Annotated in this window: 11 protein-coding genes and 1 pseudogene; 7 read left to right on the forward strand and 5 right to left on the reverse strand. The window is 69.1% G+C overall.

Annotated features, from left to right (window positions below; genetic code table 11):
- The 4 genes and pseudogenes from BUB20358_RS26795 to BUB20358_RS26810 all read right to left on the reverse strand — a co-directional run.
- A pseudogene (locus tag BUB20358_RS26795) lies at window positions 1-850 on the reverse strand (chemotaxis protein CheA); the annotation flags it as partial.
- 44 nt (window positions 851-894) lie between these two features.
- On the reverse strand, window positions 895-1,176 hold the full coding sequence (locus BUB20358_RS26800; protein WP_006766223.1) for a hypothetical protein: 282 nt from the start codon (window positions 1,174-1,176) through the stop codon (window positions 895-897).
- A gap of 72 nt (window positions 1,177-1,248) precedes the next feature.
- Window positions 1,249-1,836 carry a hypothetical protein gene (locus BUB20358_RS26805; protein WP_006766224.1) on the reverse strand — a complete coding sequence of 196 codons (588 nt, stop codon included), beginning with the start codon at window positions 1,834-1,836 and terminating at the stop codon, window positions 1,249-1,251.
- 106 nt (window positions 1,837-1,942) lie between these two features.
- Window positions 1,943-2,269 (reverse strand): hypothetical protein, encoded by a 327-nt coding sequence (locus tag BUB20358_RS26810; protein ID WP_035975341.1) that lies wholly within the window; start codon window positions 2,267-2,269, stop codon window positions 1,943-1,945.
- A gap of 27 nt (window positions 2,270-2,296) precedes the next feature.
- Here BUB20358_RS26810 and BUB20358_RS26815 point away from each other — a divergent pair, with 27 nt between their 5' ends.
- A complete protein-coding gene (locus BUB20358_RS26815; protein WP_158380434.1) occupies window positions 2,297-2,905 on the forward strand; it encodes a hypothetical protein in 609 nt (202 codons plus the stop codon).
- Window positions 2,906-3,886: 981 nt separating this feature from the next.
- Here BUB20358_RS26815 and BUB20358_RS26820 read toward each other — a convergent pair.
- The gene (locus BUB20358_RS26820) at window positions 3,887-4,810 is read right to left on the reverse strand and encodes an AraC family transcriptional regulator (protein ID WP_006766226.1); all 924 of its coding nucleotides are present in this window, start codon (window positions 4,808-4,810) and stop codon (window positions 3,887-3,889) included.
- A 460-nt stretch (window positions 4,811-5,270) separates the two neighbouring features.
- On the opposite strand from BUB20358_RS26820, the gene BUB20358_RS26825 reads away from it, so the two are divergent.
- From BUB20358_RS26825 to BUB20358_RS26850, 6 genes are all read left to right on the forward strand, one after another.
- Window positions 5,271-5,732, forward strand: coding sequence for a (2Fe-2S)-binding protein (locus BUB20358_RS26825; RefSeq protein WP_006766227.1), 462 nt, complete (start codon window positions 5,271-5,273; stop codon window positions 5,730-5,732).
- A gap of 2 nt (window positions 5,733-5,734) precedes the next feature.
- Window positions 5,735-7,945: a xanthine dehydrogenase family protein molybdopterin-binding subunit gene (locus BUB20358_RS26830; RefSeq protein ID WP_006766228.1), complete on the forward strand. Its 2,211-nt coding sequence runs from the start codon at window positions 5,735-5,737 to the stop codon at window positions 7,943-7,945.
- 441 nt (window positions 7,946-8,386) lie between these two features.
- Window positions 8,387-8,788, forward strand: a complete 402-nt coding sequence (locus BUB20358_RS26835) for a winged helix-turn-helix domain-containing protein (protein WP_006766229.1) — start codon at window positions 8,387-8,389, stop codon at window positions 8,786-8,788.
- A 559-nt stretch (window positions 8,789-9,347) separates the two neighbouring features.
- The gene (gene sctQ / locus BUB20358_RS26840) at window positions 9,348-10,511 is read left to right on the forward strand and encodes a type III secretion system cytoplasmic ring protein SctQ (protein ID WP_035974384.1); all 1,164 of its coding nucleotides are present in this window, start codon (window positions 9,348-9,350) and stop codon (window positions 10,509-10,511) included.
- Window positions 10,512-10,514: 3 nt separating this feature from the next.
- Window positions 10,515-11,189 (forward strand): type III secretion system export apparatus subunit SctR, encoded by a 675-nt coding sequence (gene sctR / locus BUB20358_RS26845; RefSeq protein WP_035974386.1) that lies wholly within the window; start codon window positions 10,515-10,517, stop codon window positions 11,187-11,189.
- Window positions 11,186-11,933 (forward strand): lytic transglycosylase domain-containing protein (locus tag BUB20358_RS26850; protein ID WP_174905151.1); only part of this gene is annotated, 748 nt, incomplete at its 3' end. The genes sctR and BUB20358_RS26850, both read left to right, overlap by 4 nt.

Genomic DNA, 11,933 nt, shown 5'->3' on the forward strand with positions numbered 1-11,933 from the left:
CCGCCGGCGTCGGCACTGGCACCGGCATCGGCGCGGCCTGCACGGCTGCGGTTGCCACCGGACGCGGCTGCGCTGGCGCCGGCGCGGCCGCGTCGAGTGGCGGCAGCCCCATGCGGCTGCGTACGAGCGGATCGCGATACTTGACGTCGTCGGCGACGGTCGCTTCGACGCTCGGCGCGACGTTCGAACGCGCGAGCGGCGCGGTCGTGCCCGGGCACAGATGTCCGGTCGCCTCGACCGCACGCCGGTTCGCGTCGCTCTGACAGAGCAGCGCGAGCGCGACGTCGGTGAGGCCCATCGCGCGGAATTCGCGCGCATCGAGCCGGCGCACGCACGCCTGATCGACGAGCGTCGTGCCGCCGGTCGCGCCGAAACCGGGGAACGACACGCCGACGCTCACCGAACCCATGCAGGTGTCGGACAGCGTGGTCGTGAGGCCCGGCGCCTGGATCGACGGATTCGTCTTGATCGTCTGCGTGCCCGAGTATTCGACGCGTTCGGTTGCCTGCGTGTTGTACGGGCTCGTGCCCGGCGCGCCGGCGGACGCGAGCTGGTTGACGCCCTGCGGCGTCACGTTCGAGCCGCCGCTCGTCGACGACGGCATCGTCACGTTGACCTGCACGTTCGAATTGCCGCTGCCGCGTACGCCGCTCGTGCTCGAACTCGTCGCATTGCCGCCGCGAGAGCTGGTGACGTTCGTGTTCATGCTCGAACCGCCGCCCTGGCTGATTGCCGTCGACGAGGACGAGGACTGTGAGCTCGAGCCCGCGTCCGCGGTTTGCGCGTGGGCACCGATCGTGGTCATCGCGAACAGCGCCGCGCATGCCACCTTGATCTTGTTGCTGTTCATTTCACTCTCCGGACGAGGTTTGACCTCCGACCCAGGCAACCGTACTAATTCCCCTGAATTCCTTCAGTTTTTCCGGCTTCCCCGAACTGCTTCCAGCCGCTGCCCAGCTGGGACCACGAGCTGCCCGCCATTCCCGGCCACTGCTGGGAAACCGGTCCGCCGATGGCACTGCCCGACGAAAGCGTTTGTTGTTGTGACGGTCTGGTCGTCTGGGTAGGGTTGTTTGACGTCTGCGAATTCGATTGCACGTCGTCGGCAGCACGGTCGGCGCCATATGCCGTCAGAGACGCGAGCATCAGAGCGGCGGCAATCTGTTTCTGCTTCATGCCAACTCCTTACGGTGACAACGACGCGGGGAAAGAGACCAGCATCGCGGGGAAGCCGGTCCCCCCACGCGACTAGTGGCTGCCTGCGTTCGCACCCGAACCGGCCTGGCTGCCGCCCGACGCGGACGGCGACCCGGCCGGGCCGGTACTCCACACGGTCGACCCGTTGTAGTGATTCGAGCCCGCGAACGTGCCCGAGCCGCCGGGCCACGAGCCGGCACCGGCGCCCGCGTTCGCGTTGCCCTTGTCGATCGCTCCGGTTGCCGTGTAGCGGTTCGCGCCGAGTACGATCGTGGCGGTCACGCCTCCCGACAGCGCATCGGCATTCGCGTTCGTGCGGCTGTTGCCGGCGTACGCGCCCGCGGCACCGATACCGCCGCCCGCCGCGAATGCGCCGCCGTTCGAGCCCCAGCCGCTGGCCGTCGACGTCGAGTCGTGATACGCGGATGCCGTGCCGGTCGAACCGGTGGGCGTGACGGTGCTGCCTGCATTCGCGCCGGCCACCGAATTCGAGTTGCTCGTATAGCTGCCGGCACCGACGAGCACCGAACCGGACACGCCTGCTGCAACGGACTGCGTCTGGTTGGTCGTCGAACCGGCCGCCCATACGGCGGACGAAACGGCGGCGAGCGCTGTCGCAAATATGACGTTGGCTTTCATCGCAATTCCTTGCTGTGAGGAAGTTGGGCGGTCACGGCGCCGGGCTGCCGACGCGCGGAGCCCGACACCGTGCCGCCAGCCAATGACGAACGCTATGCGCGGCGGCTCAGCGGCGATACATCGTCCAGCCCGTCGCGCCGGCATTCGCGCCGCTCGAGCCGTTCGCCTGCGCGCCGCCGAAGCCGAAGCCGCCGACCGACGACGTGTTGGTGTGGGTCGTGTACGACATCGAGCCGCTGCTGCCGTAGCCGGCCGTTGCGCCGGCCGCGCCGAGCGCCGCGCCGGAGTCCGTCGCAGTGAAGTGGCCGAATCCGACCACGCCCGCCGACGTGAAACCGCCGCTCGACGAGTTGCTGTTCGACACCGTGCCGCTCGCTGCGAACGCTGCACCCGAAACCGCCAGAACTGCTGCTGCAATCAGAAGCTTCTTCATGGTCGACTCCATAACGGCGTGGACGAAATGAGCAACGCAGACCGCACGCCATCGATCTGCCTGCCTGAGCGATCCGGTAAACGAGGATCACTATCTTTTGGAAAGCCGATTCGGCATTTCGTGTTTCCTTTCATTACCGCTGAGAATGGCCGGCATTCGGATTTCCGCCATTTCCTCTTAACTGTTCGATTGAATGCTTCTTTTCACACATTTACCGAACAATCGAAATTCGTTCGACAGCGCGCAATTCCATTCCCCCGGAATTGCACACACGCGATTCCGGATTTATTCGCAAAATGCCCCCATTCCGCCAATTTAAAAATACGGATATATCGTCCGGAAAAATTCAGGACCTATCGATTCGTGTTTATTTCGGCGATAACGAGCCTGTATCGCAATTACGCGACATGTTTTTACGTCGGTTGTCGATTGAATGTGGTCCGGGCCGGCCGGCGTCAGCGCTTGCCGGGTGCAATCGGCACTGCGGCGCACGGCGAAAAACGCATCGACGCCGCAACGCCCGGCACGACTCGCATATTCGATCGGGGTGAACTGAATGAAGGCGTGCGACACGGTCGCTCGATGGCCGCGCGCAGCGGCCGCCGTTCCGGCACGCGCGGCGCGCGGATGCCATGACACCGGCAAACAGGTACGCGCGACGTCGGCACGCCGTTGCGAACACCGCCCCGATCGTCTCGATCTCCCCACGGTCGCGCGATCAACGCGCGCATCCAGCTACTGCCTATGGTCTTCATCGCCGCATCCCCGACTGGCTTATTGACGAGCCGGCCGTCTGCGCGTCGTTGTCACGCCGACCGGCTCACCGATGCAGTCAATAATGCAAACGGCGTGCCACGCGTTGCTCCACCGGCGGTTGCCCAGGCCGTACCTGCGCGGCAGCCGCACGCGCCGTCGGGAATCGCATTTTTTGTTTCAGGAATGTATCGCGGCAACCGCGGCACATGGACCGCAATCATTGAGGGCCGCGATGCAATCCGACCGCACGGTCGAACCGCGCTGCCGGACCTGCGCGGCGCGCATGTGCGAACGAGCGTTTCAAACCTGAGAGGTGCGTCGGCATCGTCTTGCGCGGCGCGCATCGCGCGACGCTGCGCAGTGCATTCGATGCGCGGCGAATGACGATCGAATCGCGCCATGAGGGTGCCCGACAAGCATCCGGCGCCGCGGACATCGCAACGTTTACGCGGCTTGATCTATCGCGGCACTCGATCCGCAATTGATTCATTCTTGAAAATACCGACGCGATCACGAATCCTGACACGAATCGGACAAAGAAAAACTTCCGCACCGATCGGCGTAATTCCGATGCCGGCGGCATATGCGACGACGAATCATCGATTCAGAATCGCCAGTCGATCGTCGCAATACCGGCATCGGCATTTCTTTTCGAATAACCGTCTCGCCGGAGCCGGATTGTTCCTGTCCGCGTCGGATCGCGACATTCGAACGCGCAATCGACACGCTTGCGAAGCCATGGCGACGCGAATCTCGCCGTCGCAACGCGCGTATCGCCTGCGCTCGGCCGGACGCACTGCGCGATCGGCACGATGCGCCCGAACGTCCCTGCGCCGGCTGGCACGCCCACGCGCGGCGACGTCAGCCGAGCAGTTCCTTCTTCCTCAAATGGACGACGTCGCGCATCGGCGGCGCGCCGAACAGCCGGCTGTATTCGCGGCTGAATTGCGACGGACTTTCGTAACCGACCGTCGCGGCCACCGAGCCGACGTCGCCGCCCTGCTGCAGCAGCAGCCGGCGCGCCTCGTGCAGCCGCAACTGCTTCTGGTACTGCAGCGGGCTCAGCGTCGTCACGTGCTTGAAGTGGTGATGCAGCGACGACACGCTCATGTTGACCGCCTGCGCGAGCGTCTCCACGCGCATCGGCTCCGCATAGTGATTGCGGATCCATTCGATCGCGCGCGCGATCCGGTGCGTCCGGCTGCCGGCCACGGCCATGTGCCGCAGCCGCGAGCCCTGCCCGCTCGTCATCAGCCGGTACAGCACCTCCTTCTCGATCAACGGCGCGATCACCGGAATGTCGGCCGGCGTGTCGAGCAGCCGCAGCAGCCGCAGCGCGGCGTCGAGCAGCGGCGGCGTCAGCTCGGTGAGCGCGATCCCCTCGCCTTCCGGGCCCGCGTCCGGCTCCGGCAGCCGCATCTCGGCCGCGAGTTCGACGATCCGCTGCAGATCGAGCGTCAGCGACAGGCAAAGGTAAGGCTCGTCCGGCGACGCCTGCGTGACGCGCGACAGGATCGGCAAGTCGATCGACGTAATCAGGCAATTGTGCGCGCCGTATTCGTACGCATTGCCGGCGACGATCACGCGCTTTGCGCCCTGCGCGGCGATCACCAGCGCCGCCCGCGACACCGCGCAGCCGAGATCGACCGGGCGCGTGTGCCGGTGCAGCATCAGCGCCGGCACCGCGGTCGCGTGCGAGCCGTCCGCCGGCGCGAAGCGGCTGATCAGCGACGCCAGCTCGCGCCGCCCGGATTCGCGCGACGCGACGATATCGGTCATGTCCATGACGGGATCCTCGATACGTTTCCTGTCGCGCGAGCATAGCGAAACCGCGCGCGACGCGCCCGGGATTTGCAGGATCGTTCAAGAAATTTGCAGGATTGTGTAGACGAAAAACCGGCGCGCTCGCGCACACTCGCAAGGGCCTGTTCACGCCGATAGCGGGCTTGCGAACGCGTCCTTGCACGCGTCGTGCAAGGCCGGCGGAGCACCGTTCGAGCCGACAACCGGCGTCCGACGCCGCAATTCGCGTGCAAAGATGCGTTCCCCCGTTTGAAAGAAGACATTCGCGGGGCTCGCCGCCGGAACGGCCGATCGCCGCGTCGCGCTCGTTGCGAATCCGTCCGGCATTCGCCGTGTCGCAATCGTTGCGCTGAACCCTTCCGGCAGCCGGCGCAAGCCCGCTATCGGCGTGGACAGGCCCCAACCCCGGCCCGCGCCGGGCTTTCCCCACGGAGACATACAAATGCCCACCACGTTTGTCCTGAACGGCAAGAGCGTCACGCTGGACGCCGATCCGTCGATGCCCGTCCTCTGGGCGATTCGCGAGCACGCGGGGCTGACCGGCACGAAATTCGGCTGCGGCATGGCGCAGTGCGGCGCGTGCACCGTCCATCTCGAAGGCCAGGCCGTGCGCTCGTGCGTGTTGCCGCTCGCCGGCATCGCAGGCAAGCACGTCACGACGATCGAGGGGCTGCAAAGCAAGCCCGCGAAGGCCGTGCAGGCCGCCTGGGTCAAGCTGCAGGTGCCGCAATGCGGCTACTGCCAGTCCGGCCAGATCATGTCGGCGACCGCGCTGCTCGAACAGAACCCGAAGCCGACCGACGCGGACATCGACGCCGCGATGAACGGCAACCTGTGCCGCTGCGCGACGTACGCGCGGATCCGCGCGGCGATCCACGACGCCGCCGCGACGCTCGGAGCGTGACCATGACGATCGAACTCGACAATCCCGACTCGGTGCGACCGTCGCGCCGCACGTTCCTGAAAGCGGCCGGCGCCGCGGCCGCCGTCAGCCTGACGATCGGCTTCGACTGGGCCGGCCTCGGCCGCCGCGCGGCGGCCGCGACCGCGAGCGGCGCCGGTTTCGCGCCGAATGCATTCCTGCGGATCACGCCCGACGGCGCGGTCACGGTCATCGCGAAGCACGTCGAGATGGGCCAGGGCGCGTATACGGGCATCGCGACGATCGTCGCCGAAGAACTGGACGCCGACTGGTCGAGCGTGCGCGTCGAAAGCGCGCCGGCCGACGCGAAGCGCTACGCGAACCTCGCGTTCGGCACGATGCAGGGCACGGGCGGCAGCTCGGCGATGTCGAACTCGTGGCAGCAGCTGCGCGAAGCCGGCGGCAAGGCGCGCGCGATGCTCGTGTCGGCCGCGGCCGCGCGCTGGAACGTGCCGGCCGGCGAGCTGACGACCGCCGACGGCGTCGTCACGCACGCGAAAACCGGCAGGACGGCCGCGTACGGCACGCTGGTCGCCGATGCGTCGAAGCTGCCGGTGCCGGACAAGGTCACGCTGAAGCAGCCGGCCGACTTCAAGCTGATCGGCCGGCGGATTCCGCGTGTCGACGCCGCGCCGAAATCGGACGGCACCGCGCATTTCACGCTCGACACCGCGTTTCCCGGCATGCGCGTCGCGCTGCTGCAGCGGCCGCCGCGCTTCGGCGCGACCGTCAAGTCGTTCGACGCGACGGCCGCGAAGGCGGTGCCGGGCGTGGTCGCGGTCGTGCAGGTGCCGCACGGCGTCGCCGTGGTCGCGAACGGCTTCTGGACCGCGAAGCAGGGCCGCGACGCGCTGAAGGTCGAATGGGACGACACGCACGCGGAAAAGCGCAGCTCGGACGAGATCATGCGCGAATACCGGCAGCTCGCCGAGCGGCCGGGCACGTCCGCGCGCAAGGACGGCGACGCCGACGCGGCGATCGCCGGCGCCGCGCGCAAGGTCAGCGCGACGTACGAGTTCCCGTATCTCGCGCACGCGCCGATGGAGCCGCTCGACGCGGTCGTCCGGCTGACGCCGCAGCGCTGCGAGATCTGGGCCGGCGACCAGTTCCAGACCGTCGACCAGGCCAACGCCGCGCAGGTCGCGGGGCTCAAGCCCGAGCAGGTGCAGATCCACACGCTGTACGCGGGCGGCAGCTTCGGCCGGCGTGCGAACGCGTGGTCCGACTACGTGGTCGAGGCCGTGTCGATCGCGAAGGCGCTCGGCGCGGACGGCAAGCCGGTCAAGCTGCAATGGACGCGCGAGGACGACATCCAGGGCGGCTTCTATCGGCCGATGTACTTCCACAAGCTCGACGCGGGCCTGACCGCGGACGGCCGGCTCGTCGGCTGGCGTCACCGGATCGTCGGCCAGTCGATCCTCGCCGGCACGCCGTTCGAGAAGGTGATGGTGAAGAACGGGATCGACGCGACGTCGGTCGAAGGCGCGGCGAACCTGCCGTATGCGGTGCCGAACGTGTCGGTCGAGCTGACGACCACGAAGGTCGGCGTGCCGGTGCTGTGGTGGCGCGTGGTCGGCAGCTCGCACACCGCGTATGCAGTCGAGGCGTTCATCGACGAAGCCGCGCACGCGGCCGGCAAGGATCCGTACGCGTTCCGCCGCGACCTGCTCGCGAAGGAGCCGCGCATGCGCGCGGTGCTGGATCTCGCCGCGCAGAAGGCCGGCTGGGATCCGGCGAAGCCGCTGCCGAAGGGCCGCGGACGCGGGATCGCGGTCGCCGAGGCGTTCAAGAGCTACGTCGCGCAGGTGGCCGAGGTGTCCGTCGACGCGGACGGCAACGTGAAGGTCGAGCGCGTGGTGTGCGCGGTCGACTGCGGGATCGCGATCAATCCCGACATCGTCGCCGCGCAGATGGAAGGCGGGATCGGCTTCGGCCTCGGCGCGGCGCTGCACAGCGCGATCACGCTGAAGGACGGCCAGGTCGAGCAGCGCAACTTCGACGGCTACCACGTGCTGCGCATGGCCGAGATGCCGAAGGTCGAGGTGCACATCGTGCCGTCGGCCGACGCGCCGACCGGCGTCGGCGAGCCGGGGGTCGCGCCGATCGGGCCGGCGGTCGCGAACGCGATCTTCGCGGCGACCGGCAAGCGGCACTACGTGCTGCCGTTCGATTCGCGCGAGACCGCGAAGGCCTGACGCGTGCGGGAACGCCGGCCGGGGCACGGACACGTGCCGCGGCCGGCGCGTGACGATGCCGTGCGCGCCGCGTAGGCGTCGGTCCGTGCGGTCCGTGCGGTCCGTGCCGTCCGTGCCGGTCCGCGTCGGTTCGCGCCGGTTCGCGCCGGTTCGCGCCGTCCCGCGCCGGTTCGGCTTGCGGCGACGCGCGGCAGCGAAAGCCGCGTTACGCCGGCCGTAACGCCCGTAACGTTCCGCCGGCACGCTACGTAACAATCCTTCATCCCGGCCGCCCCGCCGGCGCCGCCCGCACACGCGTCCCGTTAAAAATTCTTTTAGATTCAACGCGGTCGCTCAGCCGTGGCGACTGCACCGCTCCGCCCCCGCTCGACGGCCGCACGATGGCCCGGAAGTTGCAGTACATGGTTCGCAACATTCCTGACAGGACATGCGAGGGCCACCATGGATTGCAAATATCTCTATATCGACAACATAAAAATCAACTTCGTGCGCCGCACGATCGAGATCGACGGCAAGCCCGTCGACGTCACGCCGCGCGAATTCGACGTCGTCGAATACCTGCTGGACAACATGAACAAGGTCGTCACGCGGCAGGCGATCCAGGAGGCCGTGTGGGGCCGCGAACTCGGCGTATCGTCGCGCACGCTCGACACGCACATCTCGCGCATCCGCTCGAAGCTGCAGCTCGATCACGACAAGAATCTGCGGATCATCCCGATCTATGCGGTCGGCTACCGGCTCGTGCTGTTCGGCGCGGCGATGACGCACGCGGAACGTCACGAGGCGTCGCCGCTCGTGCGCGCGGCCGTGCCGCACGCCGCGCTGACCGCCGAGCGCCTGTAAACGGCCGCCGTGCGCCGCACGTGCGGCGCCGGCCGCCGCGGGCCGCGATGCCGGTCGTGAGACGACGCCGCCTTCGGGCGGCGTTTCATTTCGCCGGACGCATGCACACGGTGCTTTGGAGCTGCCGGCTTCCGCCTGCTACGCCCGCCACACCACGCGTACCCGCCGCCTGTTCGCCTGTTCGCCTGTTCGCCTGTTCGCCTGCTCGCCTGCTCGCCTGTCGCCTGTCGCCTGTCGCCTGTCGCCTGTCGCCTGTCACCTGTCGCCTGTCGCCTGTCGCCTGTCGCCGGTCCGCCTGCTTGCCTGCTTGCCCGCTTGCCCGCCTACCCACTTACCCGCTTACCCACTGCCGGAGCGCCGCCCTCTCATAGCGCTGCCCGCCCCTTCGTCACACTTCGTAGCGCGCAATCGTCCGCACGCCGGCGCGCGACGCGCGACTACGGATTCCGGCGCCGCACGCGGCCGGCCGCGTCCCTACAATCGACGCAGCAGCCGCGCGCCCACGGCGCCGCCGGCCACAACAACCGTCAATCCAACGCCGAATCGCCCTGATCCCGCCGTGCCTGCGCTGTTCCTGACGAATGCCGACGCCGGCGACGCCGCGAATCGGGCCGCGCCCGCCGCTGCCGCGCCGCGTGCCGCCGCACCGGCGGCAGCGGTCGCGCTCGACGCGTCGCCGCATCTGCCGCGCCTGTCCGCCGCCGCCGCGCGCGGGCTGTCGCATGCGTACTGCGCGACGGCCCCGCTGCAGATCACGCTCGGCGAGCACGCGTACGACGTGCGCTGGCGCGTCGACGCCGAGCCGGCCGCCGATGCGCACGCGTACCGCTTCGTCGTCGGCCCGGCGGCCGGCACGCTGTGGATCGACCCGCTCGCGGAAACCGAATGGCTCGGCGATGCGGCGGACCCGGCCGTGCCGGCCGTGATCCGCGCGGCATTGCTCGCCGATCTGGCCGCGCCGCTCGCGGCCGTGCTGCAGGCGGCGACCCGGCAGCGCGTCGAGTTGCTGCCGCCGCCCGCGACCGCGCCCGCGTGGCGTGCGACGCCGGCCGCGCTGCGCTTCGAGCTGCGCCGCGGCGACGGCGCGTGGCGCTGCCACGGCGCGCTGCTGTTCGATGCGCCGGACGCGCTCGCGGTGTTCTTCGCGACCGCGCCGGCCGCGTCGCCGGACCCGGACGCGCGTGCCGCATACGCGAACCTGCCCGTGCCGCTCGCGTTCGAGATCGGCCGCACCGAGCTGACGACGGCCGAGCTGGCCGACGTCGTCGCCGGCGACATCATCGCGATCGAACGCTGGCGCGCGCACGAGCAGAACCTGCTGTGCGTCGCGCGCGTGCCGGCCGTGCCGGCGTGGGAGATCACCGGGCGGCCGTCCGGCAACCGGCTGACCGTCGAACGAATCAGGGAGATGCCTTTGGAACCGACCCGCACCGACACCCCGCCCGCGACCGCGCACGACGCGCCGCCGGCCGACGCGCCGCGCGCGCTCGACGGCCTCGCGGTCGATCTGCGCTTCGAGCTGCCGCCGACGTCGATGCCGCTCGGCGAACTCAGCGCGCTGCAGCCCGGCGCGGTGATCGAACTGCAGCAGGGGATCAACCAGAGCGTGATCCATCTCGTCGCGAACGGGATGCTGATCGGCACCGGCCATCTGATCGCGGTCGGCCAGAAGCTCGGCGTGCGCGTCGTCACGCTCACGCAGCCCGCGCCGCGCGAGCGCTGAGCGATGGGCAACCTGCCGAATCCGGTCGCGCTGATCGCGGTGATCGCCGCGCTCGGCATCGCGCCGTTCGCGGCGCTGATGGTGACCAGCTACACGAAGCTCGTCGTCGTGCTCGGGCTGCTGCGTTCGGCGCTCGGCATCCAGCAGGTGCCGCCGAACCTGGTGCTGAACGGCATCGCGCTGATCCTGTCGCTGTTCATCATGGCGCCGGTCGGGATGTCGATCCGCGACGCGCTGCAGGCGCGCCACTTCGACGCGTCCGGCCAATTGTCGACGGCCGACGTCGGCGCGCTCGCCGACGCCGCGCTGCCGCCGATCAAGGAATTCCTCGTATCGCACACGCGGCAGCGCGACCGCGAGTTCTTCGTGCGCACCGCGACGTCGGTGTGGCCGAAGAACCGCGCGGACGCGATCAAGGACGACGACCTGCTCGTGCTGGTGCCGAGCTTCACGCTCGCCGAGCTGACGAAGGCGTTCCAGATCGGCTTCGTGATCTACATCGTGTTCATCGTCGTCGACCTGCTGGTCGCGAACATCCTGCTCGCGCTCGGGATGCAGATGATCGCGCCGACGACGATCTCGGTGCCGTTCAAGCTGCTGCTGTTCGTCGCGCTCGACGGCTGGTCGCTGCTCGTGCACGGGCTCGTGCTGTCGTATCGCGTCGCGGGGGCCGGATGAGCGCGCGCGGCTTCCGGGCAATGCAGGCGTTCGTCGGCGTGCTGGCCGCGCTGACGCTCGCGCTCGGCGGCGGCGAGCCGCGCAGCGCGCACGCGGCCGGCAGCGCGGCCGGCTTCGCGCAGCTCGCGCGCGCATGCGCGCCCAACGTCGACCCGGACACGCTCGCCGCGCTCGTGCGCACCGAATCGGGCTTCAACCCGTATGCGATCGGCGTGGTCGGCGGCCACCTGACACGCCAGCCGGCGTCGCTCGACGAGGCGCGCGCGACGGTGCGCGAGCTCGCCGCACGCGGCTTCAGCTACAGCGTCGGTCTCGCGCAGGTGAACGACCGCAATTTCGCGAAATACGGGCTCGACGAAACGACGATGTTCGAGCCATGCCGCAACCTGCAGGCCGGCGGCGCGATCCTGACCGAATGCTTCGCACGCTCGTCGGGCACCGGCCGCCCCGCGCAGGCCGCGTTGCGCGCGGCGCTGTCGTGCTACTACAGCGGCAACTTCACGACGGGCTTCTCGAGCGGCTACGTGAGCCGCGTGGTCGCGAGCGCGCAGCGCAACGCGCGCGAAGGCGGCGTCGAGCCGATTCCGGTCGTGCGCGACGTGCCGCTTCCCGCGCGCCAGCGGCGCATGGACGCCGCGGCCGCCACGCCGCCGCAAAGCGCGCGCCGGCTCGCGTCGCCGGCCGCGTCGGCCGACGCGCCGTCTTGCCACGCACGGCCGGTCGTGATGATGTGCCGCGGACTGC

Source organism: Burkholderia dolosa (genome assembly GCF_902499135.1).
GTDB classification, from domain to species: Bacteria; Pseudomonadota; Gammaproteobacteria; order Burkholderiales; family Burkholderiaceae; genus Burkholderia; species Burkholderia dolosa.

Bases quoted from the DNA above. Each gene is read 5' to 3' on its own strand.
- BUB20358_RS26800 (WP_006766223.1), bottom strand. From the start codon at position 1,176: ATGAAGCAGAAACAGATTGCCGCCGCTCTGATGCTCGCGTCTCTGACG.
- BUB20358_RS26805 (WP_006766224.1), bottom strand. From the start codon at position 1,836: ATGAAAGCCAACGTCATATTTGCGACAGCGCTCGCCGCCGTTTCGTCC.
- BUB20358_RS26810 (WP_035975341.1), bottom strand. From the start codon at position 2,269: ATGAAGAAGCTTCTGATTGCAGCAGCAGTTCTGGCGGTTTCGGGTGCA.
- BUB20358_RS26815 (WP_158380434.1), top strand. From the start codon at position 2,297: ATGAGCAACGCAGACCGCACGCCATCGATCTGCCTGCCTGAGCGATCC.
- BUB20358_RS26820 (WP_006766226.1), bottom strand. From the start codon at position 4,810: ATGGACATGACCGATATCGTCGCGTCGCGCGAATCCGGGCGGCGCGAG.
- BUB20358_RS26825 (WP_006766227.1), top strand. From the start codon at position 5,271: ATGCCCACCACGTTTGTCCTGAACGGCAAGAGCGTCACGCTGGACGCC.
- BUB20358_RS26830 (WP_006766228.1), top strand. From the start codon at position 5,735: ATGACGATCGAACTCGACAATCCCGACTCGGTGCGACCGTCGCGCCGC.
- BUB20358_RS26835 (WP_006766229.1), top strand. From the start codon at position 8,387: ATGGATTGCAAATATCTCTATATCGACAACATAAAAATCAACTTCGTG.
- sctR (WP_035974386.1), top strand. From the start codon at position 10,515: ATGGGCAACCTGCCGAATCCGGTCGCGCTGATCGCGGTGATCGCCGCG.